Source organism: Rhizobium sp. BT04, assembly GCF_030053135.1.
GTDB lineage: Bacteria > Pseudomonadota > Alphaproteobacteria > Rhizobiales > Rhizobiaceae > Rhizobium > Rhizobium binxianense.
Map to the genome: position 1 here is coordinate 4,306,246 of NZ_CP125652.1, position 21,795 is coordinate 4,328,040.

Genomic DNA, 21,795 nt, shown 5'->3' on the forward strand with positions numbered 1-21,795 from the left:
GAAGTTTCAGTGCCTTTGGCTTTCCGTCACGTTTCGATGAACGCCCGAATGGAAACGCGCCAACCCCGGCCCATCCCGATCAAGCGCAAAATCCTCGAACCAGTCGCGATGCATGCCGGCCAACATCGCGCCGATCATCTGGGCTGCGAGGTAGGAAAAGGTGATGCCGTTCCCGCCGTAGCCGTAGGCTGCGAACACATGCGGCATCTCGGGCACCGGGCCGATCAGCGGCAGGCCGTCGGCGGTCTCGCCGAAGGTTCCGCACCAGGCGTGCTCCACCCGCGTATCCGCCTTCGGCCATAGCCGCTTCATCTTTTCCTGGATTGCCATGGTCTTTGCCGGCAGCTTGCGGCCGCGCATTTCGGGATCGATTGTGCCATCATCCTCGCCGCCGGCAACGATGCGGTTGTCGGCTGTCGTGCGCATATAGAGATAAGGGTGGTTGTCTTCCCAGATCAGCGCCCTGTCGCGCCAGAAATTTGCCGGATCCTGCTGCACAGTGGCGAGTGCCCAGCTCGAACTGACGCGGTGCAGCTTCGGCATGTCGAAGCCCGGCATCGAATAGCCGGTCGCCAGCACGACATGGCGTGCCTCGATGAGGTGGCCTTCGTCCGTCTCGGCCGTGACGTGATCGCCTTCGCTGTGAAGCGCCGTCACGGACGCCTTTACCAGCCGCGTGCCGCGCCGAACGGCCATGTCGATCAGCGCCCAGGTCAGGAGCAGCGGGTCGCACTCCGCCGAACTCGGCGAAAAGATCGCCGCATCCCGGTCGATTTCGAACTGGGTGAAGAGATCGGGATGTTCGAGATAGACGCCCGGCAGACCCGCCCGACGGCGGAGCTGGCGCTCCTCCAGAAGGTCTCGCGCGCCTTCGCGATTGCCAGCAAGATAGAGCGTGTTGCGTGACCGGAAGCCGCAGGCAATTCCGTTTGCGGCAATCAGCTTGGAAAGGCCGGCGACCGCCGCACCACTGCGGCGGTAGATGCCGGCCGCGCGCTCGAAGCCGTAATAATCCTCAAGCTCGGTCAGCGTGCTGTCGGTTTCCCATTGGAGCATCGCCGTGCTCGCCGCGGTGCTGCCGAAACCGGGCTTCTCCCGGTCGATGATCACAACGGAAAAGCCGCGCGCCGTCAGATGTTCGCCCACCAAGGCGCCGGTGATGCCGCCGCCGATCACCGCGATGTCGGCGGAAAAGCTCTGCTCGATCGACCGCCATTGCGGGCGTAAGCCGCTTTTTCCCCAGAGAGACCGGCCGCTGACCATCTGGTCGTGGTCGGATTCGGCAAGATCGAGATCAGCTGCCACGAACGTCTCCCCGGTTGATCATTTCGGCAACTGCGGCTGCGGCTTTTCCTCGATCAGCAGTTCGTCGATAACAGTCATGACGATCAGCGACAGCGGCAGCGCCAGCATCGCCCCGACGGCACCCCACATCCATGTCCAGAACAGGATGGCGAGGAAGACGACGAAGGGATTGATTTCGAGCCGCCGTCCCATCACCGCCGGGAAGATCAGGTTCTCCATAAGCAGATGCACGGTGAAGAAGGCCGCGGCCGGCATCAGGCCGATGAGCAGGCCATCATGGCTAAGGATGCCGGCAATGGCGACGGCAAGCGTCATTAGGGTGATACCGAGATAAGGGACGAAGCTCGACAGGAAGGCGAAGAAACCCCAGAGCATTGGGGCCGACAGCCCGCCGACATAGGCGATGACTGTCATGACGACGCCGAGCCCGACATAGATCAGCGAGGCGGTGGCGAAATAGAATCCGAGCACCTGCTCGACGGCGTTGATGACACGGATCGCCGCCAGCCGCTGCGTGCGGGTGCGGAAAGTCATGATAATCGTCTTGCGCAGGTTGACCCGGCCGGCGAGGAAGAACAGCAACGCCGCAAAGAAGATCATCCCCTGCACCAGCGCCGGCGTCAGGCTGGTCGTCACCACGTGCAGCACGCTGCCGGTGTTTTCGAGCAACGCACCGATCGACATCGATCCGCTTTCGAATGTCGCCGGCGTGATATGCAGCCATCTGATGCGCTCCAGATAAGGCATCAGGCGGTTTATGGTTCGTTCGGCGAAGGCCGGACCCTCATTGGCAAACGTCATCAGCGGATCGGCGAGCGAATTGATGAGCAGGAAGATCACGAGCGCGACGCTGCTTGACAGCAAGAAGGCATTGGCAAGCCGGGGGACGCCCATCTTGCTGAGCTTTTCCGCCGCCATGCCGAGGATCATGCCGACGACGACGGCGAGCGTGATGGGGATGAGAATGAGCGACATCAGGTAGACGGCCGCAAGGAAGAGAATGCCGAAGATGCCGATGATCGCCCAGGCCATGGTGACATCAAGCCCGTCCTTTTCCAGCCGGTGCAGCGGTGGCGGCGGCAACTCTTCGGCCGCCTCCTTCAGGGACTGTGCCCAGGCGCTGGTGTGGCGTTCGCCGATCGCGATCTTCTTTGCGTGTTTGCGGATGCCATTGGCGATGCCCATGCGGCGAGGTCCCCGAAGCCCCATTGCTTCGTGACGGAAACGCGCCGATACGGTTCCGGTTCCCCGAGGGAAGTGACGATCCGGAAAGGCGCGTCCGGCATGGTTTTACGCCGCGGGTTTTGCCCGCATGGCGTGAGCCTTTTCAACCGCCCGGGCTGATCCGCCGTGCCTGGAAATTACGCCGAAAGCGTCAGGCCGATATTCCAGGGATCCCTCAGGAAGGTGCCGCCGTCGCGCTTCTCGCTCTTGATCTCCAACGCGTCGAGCTTGGAGACCGCCGCATCCAGCGTCGCCTTGTCGTTGAAACGGATCTTGTAGTCCGAAAGTCCGGTCATGTTGCCGGCGCGTGCCGTTGCACCGCGGCTATTCCAGATATTGGCGGCGAGATGGTGGTGATAGCCGCCGGTCGCAAAGAAACTCGCGCCGGGACGGCTCGCCATCATCTTCAGGCCGAGGACGTCGCGATAGAAGGCGTCCGCTTGTGGAATATCGCCGACCTGCAGATGCAGGTGGCCGATCGCCGTCCCCTCAGCCATGCCGTCCCAGCGCTCGTCGGATGCGCTGTCATAGAGCGCCTGCAGGTCGAGGCGTAGCGTCGCCATATCCACCATGCCGTCCGGGTCGAATTTCCATTGTTCGTGCGGCCGGTCGGCATAGATTTCGATGCCGTTGCCTTCAGGGTCGGACAGATAGATCGCCTCGCTGACGAGATGGTCCGAGGCGCCGTCGAGCACGACGTTGTTGTGTGCCGCATGGCGTAGCCAGCGCGCCAGCTCGGCTCTGTCGGGCATCAGGAAGGCGGTGTGGAAAAGGCCGGCTGCATTGCGCGGCGCGATGGCGGCATCCTTGGCGGTCGTCAGCGTCAGCAGCGGCAGAGCGCCGACACCCAGCACTTGCCCGCTCGCCGTCTTCTCGATCACCTTCAGGCCGAGCATCGATTGATAGAAGCCGGAAACAAGGCCGAGGTCGGTCACCACCAGATGCGACTGGTCGATATAGGCGGGCCGCGTCAGCGCATAGGAAGTTTCGGTCGTCATGGATTGTTCTCCTGCCCTTGATGCGGCCTGTAGAATGGAAGACGTACCGGCGGTGGCGGCAAAAGTGCCGCCCGCAGCAAGCCCGAGAAAGTTTCGCCGGTTCATTCGCCTTTGTCTCCTCGGTTGCCGTACTTGCATCCTATATGGCGCATTCCAATTGTTCACAGAAGACGCGTTTTTGAGGATGAAGCGTTGAATAGACGTTGACGATGACTTGCGCCCACTTGATCGCGATCAAGGCGCCCATATCTACTTTAGGGGGCGCTTATAAAGCTCCGCCATGGAGGGAAGCCATGTATAGGAAGATTATCGTCGCCATCGCGCTCGGCGGCATCGAAAAGGGACAAACGATCCTCCGCAAGGCCGCGTCCTTGCTCGACGCCGGCGGGGAGATCATCGCGCTCAACGTCGTCGAGGATGTGCCGACCTATGTCGCGATCGAACTGCCGGCCAATATGGTCGAGGACGCCATGCAGGACAGCCGCGACCAGCTGCAGGCGCTGCTCGCCGCAACCGGTATTGCGGCAACCGTCGAGATCCGCAACGGCCCGCCCGCCAAGGCGATCATCTCGGCGGCCGAAAGCCACGGCGCCGATCTGATCATCGTCGCCTCGCACGTTCCGGACTTTTCCAACTACTTCATCGGCGCCACCGCCGACCGGGTCGTGCGTCATGCCAAATGCTCGGTGCTGGTCGACCGGCAGAAGATTTGATTTGCGCCAGCTGCCCACCGTCAAGGGCCGGCAGGTCTTGCAGCCTGTCACGAAGATTTACCGCCGGTGCGCCTTGCCGCAGTTGCGCGCCCATCCGTTCGATGAGACGATTGCAATCGGGGTCTGAAACGGATTGGCGCGCATGGCCGAGGTTAACGGCATTCGCTGGGCTTACGACAGATATGAACTGATCGCCGACGGCATCGTCCACGGCGTCGGTCTCGTGCTGGCGCTGATCGGGGCCACCGCGCTGATCTTCTATGCCACGGTCTGGAGCTCCTACGGCGCGCTCGCCGCCGCCTGGATCTATGGCGTCGGTCTGGTGCTGACGCTTGCCATCTCCTTTTCCTACAACGCCTGGCCGGTTTCGCGCACCAAATGGTACCTGCGCCGCTTCGATCATTCGGCGATCTTCTTGCTGATCGCCGCCACCTACACGCCCTTCCTCGAGCGTGGCGCCGACGATCCGCTGCTCTTGTTCATGCTGGTGGCGATCTGGTTGTTCGCTGCCGCCGGCATCGTGCTGAAATGCGTCTTTCCAGACCGTTACGACCGTCTTGCCATCCTGCTTTATCTCGCCATGGGCTGGAGCGGCGTGCTGGTGGCCGGGCCTGTTGCCGCGCGTATTCCCTCGACCTCGATGCTGCTGATCGTCATCGGCGGCGTCATCTATTCGCTCGGCGTCATCTTCCATGTCTGGGAAAAGCTGCGCTTCCAGAACGCCATCTGGCACGGTTTCGTGGTCACCGCCGCCGCCGTGCATTATTCGGCTGTCTTCACCTGTTTCAGCCTGTCGCCGTCGGGCCTCTGAACGACGGTCGTTTACATCTGTCTGGGTCGGGCGTATGCCGCTTTCACAGACAATATGAACTCGAGCATCATGACAGACGCTGTCCTCCTCCGCGACGCCACCGAAGCCGATCTTGCCGCCATCCGCGATATCTACAATCACGCCGTCGAGCATACGACGGCGATCTGGAACGACACGCTGGTCGATCTCGAAAATCGGCGGGAATGGTTCAGGGCGCGCAAGGCGCGCGGCTTTCCGGTTATCGTCGCCGAAATGTCGGGCAAGATCGCAGGCTATGCCTCCTATGGCGACTGGCGGGCTTTCGACGGCTATCGCCACACGGTCGAGCATTCCGTCTATGTCGATAGGGATTGCCGGGGTGCGGGCATCGGCGAGCGGCTGATGCGGGAGCTGATCGCCCGTGCCGCTGCCGCCAATATACATGTGATGATCGCCGGCATCGAGGCTGAGAATACCGCCTCGATCAGGCTGCACGAAAAGCTCGGTTTCCGCATCGCCGGCCGATTTTCCGAGGTCGGCATCAAGTTCGGCCGCTGGCTTGATCTCACCTGCATGGAGCTTCGCCTGCCTCTGGAGTGATCCGACAACCCACTTGTGAACGGTGCTCGCCATCTTTTTATTGTAGTCTGAGCTGTGTAATAAAGTGGCGGCAGCCTGCTTCGCGAGAGGCGGCTGCCGAATATCAGGCCCGAAAGTGTCATGCCCGGAAGCGTTATGGAGGTGAACAGTTCAATGGCAATGCACGGATTGTCGCTCGGTCTCCTTGCCCTCGTCCTTCTGGCATTCCCACCGGTTGCCGCCCAGGCTGCCGATTGCGGCAGCCTGGCCTCGCCGAAGCTCGACTGGCAGGAATGCACCAAGAAGAACCTGATGCTGCAGGGCAGTGATCTCGAAGGCGCCAATCTCTTCGGCACCGATTTCTCGCTGACCGATCTCGCCGGCGCCAATTTCAAATCCGCCAATCTCGAGAAGGCGACGCTGGTGCGCGCCTCGCTCGAGGGCGCACATGCCGAAGGCGCCAACTTCGCCAAGATCGAGGCCTATCGCGCCAGCTTCGCCAACATCATCGGCGAGGGCGCCTCCTTTGCTGGCGCCGAGCTGCAGCGGGCCAATTTCGCCGGCGCCCGGCTTGCCGGCGCGAGCTTCGAAAAGGCCGAACTCGGCCGCGCCGATTTCGACAAGGCGGTGCTGACGGGAACGAAATTCTCGTTCGCCAATCTTTCCCGCGCCGATCTCTCCGGCGCCGCCTTCGAAGGCCCGGCGATGTTCGAACGCGCCTTCATGTTCCTCACCCGCATCGAAGGCCTCGACCTCTCGGCCGCATCCGGGCTCGAACAGGCCCAGATCGACCTCGCCTGCGGCGATGCCTCGACCAAACTGCCGGCCGGCCTCTCCGTCCCGACGAGCTGGCCTTGTCCTGCCGAGCACGAGTGATCGCTCGGGGCATCATTGGCGTCGACACAAGACCCCTCCCAACCCCTCCCCACAAGGGGAGGGGCTAACTTGCAGCCCGCATCGACGGCCAAAAGTCAAAATCTCGGACGCTGTTACCGTTCCGCTGTCTCCGACGAGGCGGTTTGTGTAGGACAGCGCGGCATTCAAGCCCCTCCCCCTTGTGGGGCGTTGGGGAGGGGTCTTGGCAGCCGGATGGGCTGCTCCCGGCTCATCGCATCGGAATGAGCCGCTCGCCGCGGCCGCTTACTTCCCCGCCTCGAACACCATGGAGTGGCCGTTGATGCAGTAGCGCAGGCCAGTCGGCGGCGGGCCGTCGGGGAAGACGTGGCCGAGATGGGCGTCACAGCTGCCGCAGCGGATTTCGGTGCGCACCATGCCGAAGGCCGTGTCGCGATGTTCGGTCACCGCATCGGATGATACCGCTTCGAAATAGCTCGGCCAGCCGCAGCCAGCATCGAATTTGGTGTCGGAGCGGAAAAGCGGCGCATTACAGCCGACGCAGCGGTAAAGCCCGGTCTCGAAGGAATCCCAATAGGGGCCGGTGAAGGCGCGCTCGGTGCCATGCTGGCGGGTGATGCGGTATTGCTCCGGGGTGAGCTGCTCTTTCCATTCCGCATCGGTCTTGCGGATCTTGGCGGTGGTTGCAGTTTCGGACATGCCATGCTCCTTTCGCTAAGGGGCGGTTCCGTTTTGCGAGAAAATGTGGTGCGCCGTCTCCGATTCATCAAGTCTTGGGCACCATCCTGCCCAATTCGCCGTGTACCGCTTTTGGAGGAGGACGCTTGCTCTTACATCCGTTAGGGGTTTTCTGTTAGGGTTAATGTTACGTGCATTGGGGAATCACTGGTGTTTGAAGCAGCAATCGTCCTGCTCTACGGCCTCGTAGCGGTCGCCACCATGGCGGTCACGCTGTTGGAAGGCTGGGCCAACCATGACGGCTTGACGCTCCATCGTCTCGCCGGGCTCTTCGCATGTCTGCTCTGGCCACTGACGCTTCTGGTCTTCGTCCTGCACGGCTGCATCGCCCGGCTGCTGACGCGTCTTTCCCGGTCGACGGCCTAACGACGGCCCGGTCGACGGCCTGATCGGCTTCGAACATCGCCAGTAGCTTCGCCCTATGGGCGAAATCGCTTGAGACGCCCTCCCGTTTCGCCTAAGTCATAAAGACAGGCCGGTTTCCATCGGCGCTTCGTCTATCGCGGTTGGGGAGGAGACATGGCCGATGTCACGGCTCTGACATTTCTGGCCCTGTGTCTGCCGCTCGCCGGCGCTCTTGCCGCTCCCTTCGTCATCCGCATCTTCGGCGCCAACGGCGCCTGGCTGCTGGCGATCGCGCCTTTGCTCGCCTTTCTGCATTTCCTGCGTTTCTTGCCCAAGATCGCGCGCGGCGAAACCGTCACCGGCGGTTATGCCTGGGTGCCGAGCTATCATCTCTCCTTCTCCTGGTTCCTCGACGGCCTGTCGCTGGCTTTCGTGCTGCTGATCACCGGCATCGGCACCCTGATCGTGCTTTATGCCGGCGGCTATCTCAAGGGACACAAGGATCAGGGCCGCTTCTTCTCCTTCATCTTTCTGTTCATGGGCGCGATGCTCGGCCTCGTCGTGTCCGACAGTTTCCTGATGCTCTTCATTTTCTGGGAACTGACATCGATCACCTCCTTCCTGCTGATCGGCTTCGATCACGAGCGGGAGGCGGCGCGCCGGGCAGCCCTGCAGGCGCTTGTCGTGACCGGCGGGGGAGGGCTTTGCCTGCTGGCCGGCTTGCTGCTGCTCTGGAACATCTCCGGCGTCACTGAGATGTCTGAGCTCATGGGATTTGGCGATGTCGTGCGCGAAAGCCCGCTCTATCTCGCCGCCCTCATCCTGGTTCTTGGCGGCGCCTTCACCAAGTCGGCGCAGTTTCCCTTTCATTTCTGGCTGCCGAACGCCATGGAGGCGCCGACGCCGGTGTCGGCCTATCTGCATTCGGCCACCATGGTGAAAGCCGGCGTCTATCTCTTGATGCGGCTCAATCCGGTCATGGGGTCGACGCCTGCCTGGGAAATCCTACTGCCCTTTTTCGGCGGGCTGACGCTGGTGGTCGGCACCACGCTTGCCATCCGCCAGACCGACCTGAAGCTCCAGCTCGCCTATACGACCGTCTCCTCGCTCGGCGTGCTCGTCATGCTGATCGGCTTCGGCTCGGAACATGCAGTGGAGGCGGCGGCCCTCTATCTGGTGGCGCATTCGCTGTTCAAGGGCGCGCTCTTCATGGTCGCCGGCATCATCGATCACGAGACCGGCATGCGTGATATCACCAGGCTTAGCGGCCTGATGCGGGCGATGCCGCTGACATGGATCATTGCGCTCGCGGCGGCCTTCTCCATGGCCGGCCTGCCGCCCTTCTTCGGCTTCCTCGCCAAGGAGGAGATCTATACCGCACTCATCGGCGGCGATGTCCGCGCACTCACCTTTACCGCCATAACCGTCTTCGGCAATGCGCTGATGTTCTCAGTCGCCTTCGCCGTGGCGCTGAAGCCCTTCCTCGGCCAGCCGGTGGAGACGCCGAAACATCCGCATGAAGCGCCCGTGCTGCTCTGGCTCGGCCCGGCCGTTCTCGCCGTCCTTGGCCTGCTCGCCGCAGTCTTTTCGGGCTTCACCCATACCGTCCTGTCCTCGCCGATCGCATCCGCCATCCGCCAGACCCCCGTTGAAATCGACATCTCGCTGAGCCCGCATCTAGGCCTGCCCCTGGCGTTCTCCGCCCTGACCATCCTCATCGGGATCGGCGTCTATTGGCAGCTCGCGCGCGTCCGCTCGGCGATGGCCGTCTTCCTGCACGCGGCGGGGCGCGGGCCGGATCACGGTTTCGACCTTGCCATCTCGGGTCTTGTCCGCTTCGCCGGCCGGCTCATGCGTGTGCTCCAGCCGGGGCGGCTGCAGATCTACGTCACCTGCACCTTCCTCTGCCTCGCCGCCATCCTCATCGTCCCGCTTGTCGTCTATGGCGAACTGCCGCGTCCTCCCGCCTGGCCGGCCGATGTCAGGCTCCATGAATGGGCGGTCTTCCTGATCGCCGCCTTCGGCCTTGCCGCCGTGCTCGTCGCCCGCGACCGGCTGACGGCGATCGTCTCGCTCGGCATCCAGGGGTTGGCCGTCGCCATCATCTTCCTGCTGTTCGGCGCGCCGGATCTCGCCTTCACCCAGTTCATGGTCGAAACCCTGTCGGTGGTCATCCTCGCCCTCGTCATGACCAGGCTTCGCCTGTCGCCCGCCGACCGGCGCCCGCTCGGCCGCAAACTCTTCGACGGTACGCTTGCGCTTGCTTGCGGCCTCGGCTTTGCACTTCTGCTGATGCGGGCGACGGAGGCGCCGTTCAACGACGCGCTGACCACCTTCTTCAACACCTATTCCAAATCGATCGCCCACGGCGCCAATGTCGTCAACGTCATCATCGTCGATTTCCGCGGCACCGACACGCTCGGCGAAATCGCCGTCGTCGCCGTCACCGGCCTTGCCATTCTGGCGCTGATCCGCATCCGCGCCGGCAGCGAGCGCAAGCTGGCCGCCAATGATCCCGCGGTAGAGGCGGAGGGCTGATCCGATGAACACCCTGATCTTCCGCACCGTCGCCCCGTTCCTCACCGCGCTGATGCTGCTGTTTTCGGTCTTCGTGCTGCTGCGCGGCCACAACGAGCCGGGCGGTGGCTTCATCGGCGGGCTGATCGCCGCCTCGGGATTGGCGATCTACGGCATTGCCCGCGGCGTCGCCGCCGTTCGCCGGGCGCTATTCTTCCATCCGCTGTCGATTGCCGGCTTCGGCCTGCTGCTGTCGACCCTGGCCGGTCTTCTCTCCATCCTCTTTGCCGTTCCCTTCATGACCGGTCTCTGGATCTATCTGAACCTCTTCGGTCTCGAAGTGCCGCTGTCGAGCGTCATGCTCTTCGATGTCGGCGTCTATCTCGTCGTGCTCGGCGCCATCACCTCGATCGCCCTGGCCCTGGAAGAAAAGGAGGTGGAATGATGGAGCCGCTTCTGTCGATCCTCGTCGGCCTGTTCTTCGCTGCCGCCATCTATCTCCTGCTGTCGAAATTCACCATCCGCATCATGCTCGGCATCGCCATCCTCGGTAATTCCGTCAACCTGCTGCTCTTCACCTCAGGCCGGCTGACGCGCGAGGTGCCGCCGATCATCCCGGCAGGTCTCGACAGTTTGCCCGCAGGCGCGGCCAACCCGCTGCCGCAGGCTCTCATCCTCACGGCGATCGTCATTTCCTTCTCCTTCCTCGCCTTCCTCTTGGTGCTCACCTACCGCGCCTATCAGGACCTCGGCACCGACGACACCAACGACATGCACGCCGCCGAACCTGACGACCGGCCGCTGCCGCCATTGGGGTATTGATGCGGATGTTGGTGCGGATGCTCACCCCACGGCAAACCCTCGCGCGCGACAGGGGAGGCGCCACCTGATGGCCGCGCCAACCGCCACCATCGATCTCTCCGCCGCCCTGATCACCGCTCCGGTGCCGATTGGTCATTGGCTCGCCATCCTACCGGTCGCCCATTGCATCACGCTGGGCGCCGTCCTGCTGATGTTGCGCGCTCATCCACGTCTGCAGGCCTGGCTTGCCATATCTGGCCTTACGGCGCTGGTGCTGATCGATGCGGCGCTGCTCGCCAAGGTCGCGGCCGAGGGACCGCTCACCATGGTCATGGGGCGCTGGCTGCCGCCCTTCGGCATCGCCTTCACCGTCGATCTCTTCGGGGCGCTGCTGGCCTTCACCGCAGCCCTTGCGGCGCTCGCCGGCGGCATCTATGCGCTAGCCGATATCGGTGAAAGTGGCCGGCGATACGGTTTCTTCCCGCTGCTCATGCTGTTGATGGCCGGCGTCAGCGGCGCCTTTCTCACCGGCGATGTCTTCAATCTCTATGTCTGGTTCGAAGTGCTGCTGATTTCCTCCTTCGGGCTGATCATCCTGGGCTCCGAACGCCGACAGATCGACGGCGCACTGAAATATGCGGTGCTGAACCTCATCGCCACGACGCTGTTCCTGATCGGCGTCGGCATCCTCTATGCCGCTTTCGGCACGCTCAACATGGCCGATATCGCCGCAAAGGCGGGGAATTTGCGCGCCACCGCGCCGTTGATGACGCTGGCCAGCCTCTTCCTGCTCGCCTTCGCCATGAAGGCCGCTGCCTTCCCGGTCAATTTCTGGCTGCCCGCCGCCTATCATACGCCGCGCATCGTCGTCTCCGCGCTGTTTGCCGGCCTGCTGACCAAGGTCGGCATCTATGCACTGATCCGGGTGATGGTTATGCTGCTGCCGGTGGAACGTGCGGAATTGAGCCTGGTGATCGCGCTTGCCGCCGCTGCGACCATTGTCGTCGGCGCGCTCGGCGCGCTGGCTGAAAACGATATCCGCAGGCTGTTCGGCTATGTCGTCATATCGGGCATCGGCAATATGCTCGCCGGCGTCGCCCTTGGTGGTCCCGGCGGCGGCATTGACGGCATCAGCGGCGCGGTCTTTTATGCGCTCCATTCCATGGCGCTGATGACGGCGCTTTATCTCGCCGCCGGCGAGATCGCCCGGCGTGGCGGCGGCTTTTTGCTGTCGGATCTCGGCGGGCTCTATCGGCAAAGCGGCGGCTTCACCGCGCTCTCCCTGGTGCTCTTCCTGGCCGCCTGCGGCCTGCCGCCCTTTTCCGGATTCTGGCCGAAAGTCATTCTCGTCAAGGCTTCGCTCGATAGCGGCACCTGGTGGCTGGCGGCTGCAATCCTCGCCGGCGGTATTCTGACGACGATCGCCTTCGGCCGCCTCTTTCTGCTCGCCTATTGGCGCCCGGCGGCGATGGCGCTCGCTCCGTCGAGAGCGAACTGGCGCACAGGCCTGCCGCTTGCCGCACTGACGGCGCTCACCATCGGCTTCGGCATCCTGCCGGAAAAGCTGCTGGCGCTGTCGCAATCGGCCGCCGCGGGCCTTGCCGATCCAAAGGCCTATCTACATTCGGTCTTTCCCGGAGGTATCAGGTGATCGCCTTCGTCTTCAACCTGCTGCTGGCCATTGCCTGGGTCACTGTGACCGGCAGCGCCTCGCTGCACAATCTCGTCTTCGGCTTCCTGCTCGGCGCCTTGGCACTGGCCATCATCCGCGAGCCTTTCGGCAGCAAGGGATATATCGGCCGCGCCCGACTGGTGCTTTCGCTCGCCGCGCTGTTCCTGAAGGAATTGTCGCTGTCGGCCTGGAAGGTCACGGTCACCGTGCTCTCGCCCGATATGCAGCTGAAGCCCGGTATCTTCGCCTTCCCTTTGACGGTGACGAGCGATTTCGAGATCACCTTGCTCGCAAATCTCATCACCCTGACACCCGGCACGCTCTCGGTCGACGTCTCCACAGATCGCCGCACGCTCTATGTCCACGCGCTCGATTGTTCCGATCCGGAGACGACCAAGCGCGATATCGCCAACGGTTTCGAACGCAAGATCATGGAGGCCTTCCGGTGATCACACCTGCCGCCATCGTCGCGGCCGCATCCTCGGCCGCCCTCGTCATCCTCGGCCTGGCGCTGATTCTGACCGTCTGGCGCATCGTTGCCGGCCCGACCTTGCCGGACCGGATCCTGGCGTTGGACATGCTGACCGGTCTCGCCATCGGCTTCACAGCCGTCATCGCGGTCAAGGCGGGCTTTTCGCTCTATATCGATATCGCCATCTCGCTCGGCCTCGTCGGCTTCCTGGCGACTGTCGCCTTCGCCCGATTCGTGCTGTCGCGCGGCAACATCAAATCGGTGCCGTCCGCAGCTGCCGCGAAAGGCAGCGCAAAAAAGCGCAGGGCAGGGGGAAAGAAGCGATGATAGATTATATCCTGGCTGCCGTCGCCGCTCTGCTGCTGATCGCCGGTGCGCTCTTTGCGCTTGTCGCGGCGATCGGCCTGGTCAGGCTGCCCGATCTCTATACGCGCATGCACGCCGCCTCGAAGGTGGGGACTGTCGGCTCCGGCCTGCTGCTGCTTGCCGCCGGCCTCTATTCCGAGGATCTGACGATTCTCGCCCGCGCCGTTGCCGGCTTCGTCTTCCTGTTGCTGACGGCGCCGGTCTCGGCCCATCTGCTGGCGAGAGCCGCCCATCTTTCGGGATATCAGCTCGGCGCTGTCTCGGTCCGCGACGATATCAGCAAGCGCTGAGCCTATTCTGTGTGGCTGCTTTACCAGATTTATGCAAAACTTATGCACAGGAAGCTGTGAGTAAAGCTTGCCTGGGCGTGCCTTAATTCTTCATCTGTCATTTTTTCTCAAGAAAAACGACAAATAATAATTGGCCTTTTGGTCAAACGATGGTATTTGAAAATGCAAGTAGAGTTCTGATTGTGAATTACAATCGTACTGCTTCCACGTCCCTCAGTTTTGATTTTTCATGTCTAACTGAGGCCAACGCCTGGGGTATGACGTAGTGGTTTGCAGTCAGGCAGTATAAGAACAGGTCTCGCTCTTCGGAATCTAGGGGTGGATTTCGCGTTTTTCGAAACAGAAGGTCGCTTCCCGTGCTTTTGCTGTTCGCTTCTACGAGGCGGGTCTTTGGCGTGTCAGTCAAAGGCCGTATGAGCATGCTAACAGGAGAAAAAATATGACGGATATGGCGACCGGCAATGCGCCGGAGCTGCTTGTGGAACTGACGGCCGACATCGTCGCGGCTTATGTCAGCAACCATGTTGTACCGGTCAGCGACCTGGCTAATCTGATTTCCGACGTGCATTCGGCACTGAGCAACACGTCCGTACCGCAGCCTGCTGCGGCGATCGTCGAAAAACAGAAGCCCGCAGTTTCTGTCCGTAAGTCCGTACAGGACGAGCAGATCACGTGTTTGGAATGCGGCGGCAACTTCAAGTCCCTCAAGCGTCACCTGATGACGCATCACAGCCTCTCGCCGGAAGAATACCGCGAGAAGTGGGACCTGCCGACCGATTACCCCATGGTAGCGCCCGCTTATGCCGAAGCGCGTTCGCGCCTGGCAAAGGAAATGGGCCTTGGGCAGCGCCGCAAGCGCGGCCGCGGCTGAGCTTTTTCGAAAGCATCGACGACAAAAGCCGGGTCCTGTGCCCGGCTTTTTCAATTTGTGGAGTTTCGTTCTCGACTCGGCTTCGTGCCACAGTTGTCGGTTCGTGCGGATGGTAGCCGGATGAGGGGCGGGTCTCCTGCATCGAGGGTGCCGCATGTTTTTGTGTGCCGTTTCAAGGCGATGAAAACAATCGCTGCAGTATTTCGAACCTGCGCAAGTGATTCGGGGGGACGCCAAAACAGCGTCAGGCAACCCGCCTTATGCTTTGCCGGCGGGCTTAGAATGATTTCCTATACTGTGAGCAAGAGTTAATATACTCGATTCGGCTGGGAGGCGCTTTCCGAATCGATTGGCCAAAGCAACTCAAAGCCGACCTGGCCGCGCTCACGCCGCGGCGCGGACTCTAGCTTCTTCCCGGATCCTGTTCACCATCGACCGCAGTCCGTTCGAACGCTGCGATGACAGGTTTTCCACCAGGCCGATCTTCGAGAAAATCTCGAAGGCATCGAGCCCGGCGATCTCGGATGCCGTCTTGCCGGAATAGGTGGCAAGCACGATGGCGACGAGGCCGCGCACGATATGGGCGTCGGAATCACCCTCGAAGTTCATGACCGGGTTGTCGGGATTGCCTGTCGCATGCGTGACCAGCCAGACCTGGCTGGCGCAGCCCATCACCTTGTTTTCGGAGGTGCGCTTCTCTTCGGCCAGATCAGGCAGCGCCTTGCCGAGTTCGATGACATAGCGGTAGCGGTCTTCCCAATCGTCCAGGAAGGTGAAGTCGTCAATGATCTGGTCGAGGGATGCCATGCAGAAGCCTTTCACGATTGAAGCGCTTCCAGCAAAAGTGCACAGCGGTTTTGCGTCCGGAATGCGTCAGGAAATGCTCTATAGGTGCATATAGGTGAAAGACCGGCAGATTTGAACCATTAAAGCAATTTCAGGAAAAGTGTGAAGCGGTTTTCCGAGGCAAAGCGCGAAGCGGTTTTGCCGGGAATTGCGCAAACAAAAGATAGAAAAAACGCCGTGAGAGATGGGCATCCTCACGGCGCAGCAACATGCTGAATTAAAACAGGGCAGGCACGTCAGGCATGGGGCATCTCCGCGTCATGCGGACCACCGATGCAAGCTGGAAAACTGAAAGGTGAAAAAATTCGTCAGATCGCCGGCTTCGGCGTCGGCAGCGGAATCGCGCCGGTGACCACCGTCTCGGCTGCGGCATCGTCGTCGACCGGCGGGCGGTAAGGCATCGGCTGGCCCAGTGCCGCTTTTGCCTCACGCACCTTCTCCTGGATGGCGGGTGCCGCCAGCGAAGGCATGTTGAGTGCCACCGGTACCTGCGGCTCGGCATGCCTTGCGGTCGCCGGCGTCTCGTCCTTGAACTGGATATCGAGAAGTTCATAGGCGACGCGGGCGCCTTCACGGGCTCGGTGGCCGAGTGCGGTGAAGGTTTCGGCACCCTTGGTGCAGACCTCGGGCTTTTCCGCGCACATGCCTGTCAGATAATCATAGGCGCCGCTTGCCGCCGTGAACGCGTCGGAAAGCTGCAATTGCGGGCCGCTGGCGAGCGTGTCGGAACTCTCCGTGCTGAAGACGGAAAGAAGCACGAGCACGAGGCCAAACCAGAAGGATCCTTTGATCAGAAACCACATTGTCGTTGCCCATCCTGTTTTCCCGTCCGGTTCTTGTCGCCGAATCAGGCCGGTTGTCCGGTGTGTTTCCACCCTACTGCCAAGTTGCGAATGCCGCTTTTCGAAACTCACGCGCATTTGCGGCAAATTTAATTCAAATTTTAGCAAACGGCATTTGTGGAGCATTTCAGTCGAATGCGAGCGATCGCCGTTAAGCATCAGGGCAGCACCTCCTTGCAATTGCAGGGCTTTTGCCGGCTCGCCTTGCCACAGGAGTTAACGCAATGCTGAAATATGAGGAAAATCCGTCGCTTACCTGCTATTAACCACAAAAGGCAAAGAGCCTTCCAGATGCTTCAAAACGGGAATTCCGGCGGTTTCTGGCGGTGAACAGCGCTTTTGCCTTATCCTTTCTTTAAGTCGCCGGGGCCTATTGTCCGGATCGATAGACAGCCTTTTGGGCGGGTATTGCGTGCGTGTATTGAGTAACATTGGCGGCTGGGTGTCGGCCCTCGTAGACCGGGCGGCGATAAGCTGGCTCTCCCGGACGGGTGGCGGCGAAGCCATGCGCCAACGCGAGCTCGCGATCCTGCGCCGCCTCGTGCTGTTCTCGTCGGCCGCTCTTATCGCCGCCCCTATCGGCCTTTCGACGGTGACCAGTCCAGCCGTCGCCTTGCCGGCCGGTGTCGCCATGGTCTGCGCCGCCTTTCTCTTTTCCGCCGTCGGCAGCATCGCGCTCGCCCGTCAGGGGTCGTCCGCCGGTATCGCCACGCAGTCGGCGGAGGATTTCTTCCTTGCCGCCACCCCCGGCCTCGTCTTCTTCCTCGACCCTCACGGCAGTGTGGCGACCGTCGGCGGCCGCGACCGGCGCGACTTCCTCGCCTGGATGCGCGATCCCAAGGGCAGGGGCTTCCTCGAGCAGGTGCATGTCTCCGACCGCATCCTTTTCCTGCAGGCCCTCGATAACCTGCGCCGGGGCGAGGAGGCCGCGTGCGTGGATCTGCGCCTCGACCGGCCCTCGGTCTCGCGCGATCAACGCCAGTTCGCCTATCTGAGAATGGACATGACCGCCCGGCGCGATGCCGACGGCGAACTTGCCGCCATCATCGCCCAGCTGCGCGATGTCTCCGTCGAGCAGCAACTGCGGGACGAAGCCCATAACCGCGCGGTCGATGCCGAATCGGCAAACGACGCCAAATCGCGCTTCCTCGCCGCCGTCAGCCACGAACTGCGCACGCCACTCAACGCCATTCTCGGTTTTTCCGATATCCTGATCGGCGAATATTTCGGCAAGTTCGAAAACGACCGCCAGCGCGAATATGTCGGTCTGGTGCGCGATTCCGGCGCGCATCTCCTGTCCGTCGTCAACACCATGCTCGACATGAGCAAGATCGAAGCCGGCCGCTACGAGTTGATCCTTGAAGGCTTTGATATATCGAGCGCGGTCAGGTCCTGCGAATCGATGCTCGCATTGCAAGCCAAGACTAAGGGTCTCACGCTGACGAGCCGTATCCAGCGCGGCCTCGGCGAGGTCGTCGCCGATCAGCGCGCCATTCAGCAGATCCTCATCAATCTCGTCGGCAATGCCATCAAGTTCACCGAGGCCGGCGGCGTCGTCTCGGTCGATGCGGCGGCACGAGACGGCATCCTGAAGCTGACGGTCAGCGATACCGGCATCGGCATCCCGGCCGACAAGCTGGCCTTGCTCGGCCAGCCCTTTGTCCAGATCCAGAACGATTATACCCGCCGCTTCGAAGGCACCGGCCTTGGTCTATCCTTGGTCAAGGGGCTGGTGGCGCTGCATGGCGGTCACTTCGCCATCGCCAGCCAGCCGGGCGAAGGCACGATCATCACCATCGAGATCGCGGTGGACGGCTCGGGCGCCAAACACGCCGAAGAGGCCGGCCATGGCGCGACTGTCGAATTTCCGCCGCGGCTGAAGGGCGCGGTCAACACAGGCGCAGAATTGGAAGAGGGGCGTTTCGATGGCCGCGCGCAAGCGAAAATCGCCTAAGGGAAAAAGGGGACGGCAGCAGCCGGGTCTTCTGATGTCAGGCGCCGCCGCCCTGGGCGGGCTTAGCCTGCAGGGCGCATCCGCGCTCGGCGGCGTCATCGGCCGCAATCCGTCGGTCGCCGGCGGCACGATCACCTTCATCGTCATCTTCTCCTTCGTCGCCGCCAATGCGCTCTGGTATCAGCCGGGCCTGCATCCGCATCCGATTTTCCGCACCCGCGATCCGCAGTCTCCAACCGTGCTCGGCGCCCGCCGCCCGGCCGAGGAGCAGGGCGACGTCACCACCTTCCGGATCGAACGGCCGGAGGATGCTGCCGCCACCACCAATGCAACGCCGGTGCCGGCAGCACCCGGCCAGCAGCCGAGCCAGCTTGTCATGGACATCCAGCAGCAGCTGGTACGCCGCGGCCTCTATAACGGCATCCCCGACGGCATCATCGGCCCGCGCACCAGCGCGGCCATCCTCTTCTTCGAGGAAACCGTCGGCATGGCCCAGACCGGCGATCCGACGCCGGAGGTACTGGCGGCGCTGAGGATCGATGCATCAGGCCCTTCGACCGTGCCCGCGGAAAAGCCCCCCGAGGATGTGAGCTCGAAGGCGGCGGCGGAAGACCCGGTGGCAGCGGCGATCCGCAGCGCCGAAAAGACGGTCAAAACCGCTCCCTCAGCCGCAAAGCAGGTTCCATCAAGCGAAATCACCAATGTCGACCTGGTGCTGAAGATCCAGAAGGGTCTTTCCAACATGGCCTATGCCAATGTCGGCGTCGACGGCGTCGCCGGCGAACAGACCCGCGCGGCCATCCGCCATTTCCAGAAGCACTACAACCTGCCCGAAAACGGCGAGCCGAACCAGGCGGTGCTGAAGAAACTCAAGGAAATCGGCGCGATCTAGGGCATGTCGCGCGATAGCGACATGCAGACCTAAAGCGTGAGGAGCTGATCTGAAAGATCGCGACGCGCTTGAAACCCGGAAGGTCAAACTCTGACCCCGCATTGCCGCCGCCGGCGCGCCGGTCTATACCGCGCCGATGAGATTACGCGCCGACATCTTCGTTTCAGCACTCCTGCGCCGCGTCTTCGCCAGCGGCGATTTCGCCGCTGTGGAAAAAAAGGGGGCGGAGGAGGCGGGTGCGATCTTCATCCGCCAGCATTTTCGCGACGGCCTGGAAACGCTTTATGCGCCGGCGCCCCAGACCGCCTTCGACGAAGGCCAGGCCGGCGACCGGCTGTTCGAAGTCCGCCTGTCGCGAGCGGACCCGGAAGCGGTGCGCGCCATGCTGGAGCGTGAACGCAAGTTCGATCCCGATCTCTGGATCGTCGAACTGGAGGCAGAGGAACTGGGAGACATGCTCCCGCTTGGGCGGAATGGCTGACAGCCGAAGTCGGGCTTAAACTCAGCGATACCGCCGTCCCATGACGCGCATGTCGCGTTGCGGCGCCGCCTGGCGGATGAAGCGGGTATTGGGGGTTTCCTGAGGGGGCGGCACATTGGGCACTTCAGGCTTATAGGTATAACGATCGGCGCGACGCCAGGCGTCCACACGTTCGTGGCATTCTTCCGGGTCGAGCGCATCGAGCACCATCCAGCCGCGTGTGACGTTGTGCTGCTGTTCGGCAAGATGCGGATAAAGTCTCTCCAGCACGAAGACGGCGTCGAGAAAGTTCATGCCGAGGCTCGTCAGCGTCGTGGCGAGCTGCTGGCCGGAAAGATCGAGCATGATGCGCTCGGCAAGCCAGCGGCTGGCGGACAGCGCGTCGGCAAGGGCTGTCGCGAAATGCGTCGCCTCGCGCGAGCGGGCGAAGCGCACCAGCAATGCCTCCTGGATGTCGGTGAGCGTGCGCAGGCCGAGCCTGTCGTCCTCCTTATGACCGAGATGACCGGCCAGGCCGAGGATGCGTTCGCGCAATGCCTCTTCATTGGCGATCCGCTGTTCTTCCAGCGCGTCTGCCTCGTTGGTTTCGGTGGGCGCCGGCGCAAGCGGCACTGCCGGCGATTCCGTGATCGGCGCCGAGGCGGCGGCGGATCGCGGCTGGGTCTGGCGCAGCGCCACCAGCGCATCGATGACTTTCGGCGAAAGCGAATCGCGGCTGACGATCGCCTTGACATGCGCCGCACCCTGCATGCGCGCGATGGTGATCAGCGTATCGTCGGCGATTGCTTTTGAGGCGGCAAGAAAAGGGGCGGCGATTTCGATCGGCTGGTTGCCGATGAACAACGCCACGGCGGCCGGCATGTTCTCGCATTGTGACAGAGCTGCGACCGCCTGGCGCTTGGCCTCGTCGGAGGAGGCCTGGAATAGCGGCATGAAAAGCTCGGCAAATTGGCGCAGTTCGGAGCGTGTCGGATGAGACAGGTTCTCGAAACTGCTGACAGTCGCCATCAATACCACGTCCTTTTTCCTGACGGCCAAGGGGCCTTCTAGGTCTCGAAACCGGTCACGCACAACAACACCCCGAAAACGCAGAACAAGGGGACCACGGGCCGATATGCGCTGGCGGAACGCATGTCTGGCCATACGGTTATGAACAAATCCTACACCGGTACGGTTAATGCATGCTGAAGATTTTATTAAAATGCAACAGAAATACACACGCGAAGCGTGTCGCGATTTGATTAGCCGGCAATATAAAATGCCTGGCTTGAGCGGGACGCCGCCGCCATTGCTCATCGCTGATGTGAGGATGGAAAAGTTCAGGCGGCCTTGCGATCGTGCAGCGCGTGCAGCAGCTTTTCGCGGCTGTCGTGACCGGGCTGATAAAGGTCGAGTGCTGCGGATGCGGCAAACTGAGCCTCGACGCTCTTGATGTCGACGCGCTGTTCCGCGCACCAGGCATCGAGCGCACTGCGCAGCACGTCGAGATCCTCAGGCGAGAAAGATGAATTCACCAGCAAAGACACCGCGTGTCCTCCGCATCCCGGCAAGAACGCGGAAAATCCGCGATCGATCGGCGCCCGGAAAATGTGATCGACGAGAGCAACCATACGCGCATCCGAGTTGGCCGCAATTAAATATTTACATGAAGCATTTTTGCAACAACATGTCTTTCCCCGCAGATAATCACTCCTCGTCTGTCCCAACTATATGAATTGTCTCTCGTTTTACGCATCGATCCGCGGCCGGTACTTTGCGCGGGTGGCATGAAACCAAATCAACTCTTCGCGCGTTACAGGAGAAGTGACGTGAACTGTGTTGGGCGTCTGCCGAACATTAGTAAACTGTTAACTGTCATCTGTCTCAATTCGGATGGGAACGACGCGATTTGAGTATCTGGATCGTTGAAAGTCCTGATCACGGTATTTCAATCAGGTGCCGTGGGAAAGGCGCGAATGCCCTCGGTCCGGCAATCCCGGCCCTGCAGGACGCGCCGGCCCGCACATTGGCGGGCAGGGTGAAATCCATCGCAAATTCATCCGTCTCGGGCAGTGCATGGAGACGAGAATGGCAATAATAGTCGCATTGGCGGATCGGCGGCCGCGGGCGCCGCGCCGACCGGACAAAGAGCCCCGCGAAGCCAAGATCCTCTGGTTCACCGGCGTTCGCTACGAGCGGTTGGTCGAGAGCCCGAAACATCGCCCGGCGCCCACGCCGCGCGTCAATAAAAAGTAATCGCCTGCT

General features: G+C 61.9%; 25 protein-coding genes. 17 read left to right on the forward strand and 8 right to left on the reverse strand.

Translation table 11 applies throughout. From position 1 onward, the window contains the following. Nucleotides 1-6 precede the first annotated feature (6 nt). From QMO82_RS29390 to QMO82_RS29400, 3 genes are all read right to left on the reverse strand, one after another. A complete protein-coding gene (locus tag QMO82_RS29390; RefSeq protein WP_183606180.1) occupies nucleotides 7-1,305 on the reverse strand; it encodes an FAD-binding oxidoreductase in 1,299 nt (432 codons plus the stop codon). A gap of 18 nt (nucleotides 1,306-1,323) precedes the next feature. Beyond that, a complete protein-coding gene (locus tag QMO82_RS29395) occupies nucleotides 1,324-2,490 on the reverse strand; it encodes an AI-2E family transporter (protein ID WP_183606181.1) in 1,167 nt (388 codons plus the stop codon). 176 nt (nucleotides 2,491-2,666) lie between these two features. Continuing rightward, nucleotides 2,667-3,527, reverse strand: a complete 861-nt coding sequence (locus QMO82_RS29400; RefSeq protein WP_283196557.1) for a VOC family protein — start codon at nucleotides 3,525-3,527, stop codon at nucleotides 2,667-2,669. A gap of 293 nt (nucleotides 3,528-3,820) precedes the next feature. Here QMO82_RS29400 and QMO82_RS29405 point away from each other — a divergent pair, with 293 nt between their 5' ends. The 4 genes from QMO82_RS29405 (at nucleotide 3,821) to QMO82_RS29420 (ending at nucleotide 6,485) form a co-directional block, all read left to right on the forward strand. Then, entirely contained in the window at nucleotides 3,821-4,240 is a 420-nt protein-coding gene (locus QMO82_RS29405; protein WP_183606183.1) for a universal stress protein, read from the forward strand. A 142-nt stretch (nucleotides 4,241-4,382) separates the two neighbouring features. Further along, nucleotides 4,383-5,051 (forward strand): hemolysin III family protein, encoded by a 669-nt coding sequence (locus tag QMO82_RS29410; RefSeq protein WP_183606184.1) that lies wholly within the window; start codon nucleotides 4,383-4,385, stop codon nucleotides 5,049-5,051. A gap of 69 nt (nucleotides 5,052-5,120) precedes the next feature. Further along, the gene (locus QMO82_RS29415; RefSeq protein WP_183606185.1) at nucleotides 5,121-5,630 is read left to right on the forward strand and encodes a GNAT family N-acetyltransferase; all 510 of its coding nucleotides are present in this window, start codon (nucleotides 5,121-5,123) and stop codon (nucleotides 5,628-5,630) included. A gap of 153 nt (nucleotides 5,631-5,783) precedes the next feature. Next, nucleotides 5,784-6,485 (forward strand): pentapeptide repeat-containing protein, encoded by a 702-nt coding sequence (locus tag QMO82_RS29420; protein ID WP_183606186.1) that lies wholly within the window; start codon nucleotides 5,784-5,786, stop codon nucleotides 6,483-6,485. 264 nt (nucleotides 6,486-6,749) lie between these two features. Here QMO82_RS29420 and msrB read toward each other — a convergent pair whose 3' ends face one another. Continuing rightward, nucleotides 6,750-7,163, reverse strand: coding sequence for a peptide-methionine (R)-S-oxide reductase MsrB (msrB, locus tag QMO82_RS29425; RefSeq protein WP_183606187.1), 414 nt, complete (start codon nucleotides 7,161-7,163; stop codon nucleotides 6,750-6,752). A 189-nt stretch (nucleotides 7,164-7,352) separates the two neighbouring features. Here msrB and QMO82_RS29430 point away from each other — a divergent pair, with 189 nt between their 5' ends. From QMO82_RS29430 to QMO82_RS29470, 9 genes are all read left to right on the forward strand, one after another. Further along, the gene (locus tag QMO82_RS29430) at nucleotides 7,353-7,568 is read left to right on the forward strand and encodes a hypothetical protein (protein WP_183606188.1); all 216 of its coding nucleotides are present in this window, start codon (nucleotides 7,353-7,355) and stop codon (nucleotides 7,566-7,568) included. A gap of 153 nt (nucleotides 7,569-7,721) precedes the next feature. Further along, a complete protein-coding gene (locus QMO82_RS29435; RefSeq protein WP_183606189.1) occupies nucleotides 7,722-10,085 on the forward strand; it encodes a putative monovalent cation/H+ antiporter subunit A in 2,364 nt (787 codons plus the stop codon). A 4-nt stretch (nucleotides 10,086-10,089) separates the two neighbouring features. Then, on the forward strand, nucleotides 10,090-10,509 hold the full coding sequence (locus QMO82_RS29440) for a Na(+)/H(+) antiporter subunit B (protein WP_183606190.1): 420 nt from the start codon (nucleotides 10,090-10,092) through the stop codon (nucleotides 10,507-10,509). Beyond that, nucleotides 10,509-10,886 (forward strand): Na+/H+ antiporter subunit C, encoded by a 378-nt coding sequence (locus QMO82_RS29445; protein WP_183606662.1) that lies wholly within the window; start codon nucleotides 10,509-10,511, stop codon nucleotides 10,884-10,886. Before QMO82_RS29440 ends, QMO82_RS29445 begins: the two co-directional genes overlap by 1 nt. A gap of 67 nt (nucleotides 10,887-10,953) precedes the next feature. Beyond that, nucleotides 10,954-12,516: a Na+/H+ antiporter subunit D gene (locus tag QMO82_RS29450; RefSeq protein WP_183606191.1), complete on the forward strand. Its 1,563-nt coding sequence runs from the start codon at nucleotides 10,954-10,956 to the stop codon at nucleotides 12,514-12,516. Further along, nucleotides 12,513-12,986 (forward strand): Na+/H+ antiporter subunit E, encoded by a 474-nt coding sequence (locus QMO82_RS29455; RefSeq protein WP_183606192.1) that lies wholly within the window; start codon nucleotides 12,513-12,515, stop codon nucleotides 12,984-12,986. The genes QMO82_RS29450 and QMO82_RS29455 overlap by 4 nt, the downstream gene beginning before the upstream one ends. Then, nucleotides 12,983-13,336 carry a cation:proton antiporter gene (locus tag QMO82_RS29460; protein WP_183606193.1) on the forward strand — a complete coding sequence of 118 codons (354 nt, stop codon included), beginning with the start codon at nucleotides 12,983-12,985 and terminating at the stop codon, nucleotides 13,334-13,336. Before QMO82_RS29455 ends, QMO82_RS29460 begins: the two co-directional genes overlap by 4 nt. Then, nucleotides 13,333-13,665, forward strand: coding sequence for a monovalent cation/H(+) antiporter subunit G (mnhG, locus tag QMO82_RS29465; protein WP_183606194.1), 333 nt, complete (start codon nucleotides 13,333-13,335; stop codon nucleotides 13,663-13,665). The genes QMO82_RS29460 and mnhG overlap by 4 nt, the downstream gene beginning before the upstream one ends. Before the next feature lie 439 nt (nucleotides 13,666-14,104). After that, on the forward strand, nucleotides 14,105-14,536 hold the full coding sequence (locus QMO82_RS29470) for a MucR family transcriptional regulator (RefSeq protein WP_097611337.1): 432 nt from the start codon (nucleotides 14,105-14,107) through the stop codon (nucleotides 14,534-14,536). A 384-nt stretch (nucleotides 14,537-14,920) separates the two neighbouring features. Here QMO82_RS29470 and QMO82_RS29475 read toward each other — a convergent pair whose 3' ends face one another. Together QMO82_RS29475 and QMO82_RS29480 are read right to left on the reverse strand one after the other, a co-directional pair. Then, nucleotides 14,921-15,343, reverse strand: coding sequence for a SufE family protein (locus QMO82_RS29475; protein ID WP_183606195.1), 423 nt, complete (start codon nucleotides 15,341-15,343; stop codon nucleotides 14,921-14,923). A gap of 347 nt (nucleotides 15,344-15,690) precedes the next feature. After that, nucleotides 15,691-16,185 (reverse strand): DUF5330 domain-containing protein, encoded by a 495-nt coding sequence (locus QMO82_RS29480; RefSeq protein WP_183606196.1) that lies wholly within the window; start codon nucleotides 16,183-16,185, stop codon nucleotides 15,691-15,693. A gap of 412 nt (nucleotides 16,186-16,597) precedes the next feature. Between QMO82_RS29480 and QMO82_RS29485 the strand changes: the two genes are divergently transcribed. The 3 genes from QMO82_RS29485 (at nucleotide 16,598) to QMO82_RS29495 (ending at nucleotide 19,551) form a co-directional block, all read left to right on the forward strand. Next, nucleotides 16,598-18,178 (forward strand): HAMP domain-containing sensor histidine kinase, encoded by a 1,581-nt coding sequence (locus tag QMO82_RS29485; RefSeq protein WP_210305615.1) that lies wholly within the window; start codon nucleotides 16,598-16,600, stop codon nucleotides 18,176-18,178. Further along, nucleotides 18,150-19,070 (forward strand): peptidoglycan-binding domain-containing protein, encoded by a 921-nt coding sequence (locus tag QMO82_RS29490; protein WP_183606198.1) that lies wholly within the window; start codon nucleotides 18,150-18,152, stop codon nucleotides 19,068-19,070. Before QMO82_RS29485 ends, QMO82_RS29490 begins: the two co-directional genes overlap by 29 nt. Before the next feature lie 136 nt (nucleotides 19,071-19,206). Then, a complete protein-coding gene (locus QMO82_RS29495; protein ID WP_183606199.1) occupies nucleotides 19,207-19,551 on the forward strand; it encodes a DUF1491 family protein in 345 nt (114 codons plus the stop codon). Nucleotides 19,552-19,572: 21 nt separating this feature from the next. On the opposite strand, the gene QMO82_RS29500 is transcribed toward QMO82_RS29495, so the two are convergent. Further along, nucleotides 19,573-20,622, reverse strand: coding sequence for a DUF2336 domain-containing protein (locus QMO82_RS29500; protein ID WP_183606200.1), 1,050 nt, complete (start codon nucleotides 20,620-20,622; stop codon nucleotides 19,573-19,575). A gap of 248 nt (nucleotides 20,623-20,870) precedes the next feature. After that, on the reverse strand, nucleotides 20,871-21,077 hold the full coding sequence (locus QMO82_RS29505; protein WP_183606201.1) for a hypothetical protein: 207 nt from the start codon (nucleotides 21,075-21,077) through the stop codon (nucleotides 20,871-20,873). A 541-nt stretch (nucleotides 21,078-21,618) separates the two neighbouring features. Here QMO82_RS29505 and QMO82_RS29510 point away from each other — a divergent pair. Then, nucleotides 21,619-21,786, forward strand: coding sequence for a hypothetical protein (locus QMO82_RS29510; protein ID WP_183606202.1), 168 nt, complete (start codon nucleotides 21,619-21,621; stop codon nucleotides 21,784-21,786). Nucleotides 21,787-21,795: the final 9 nt, after the last annotated feature.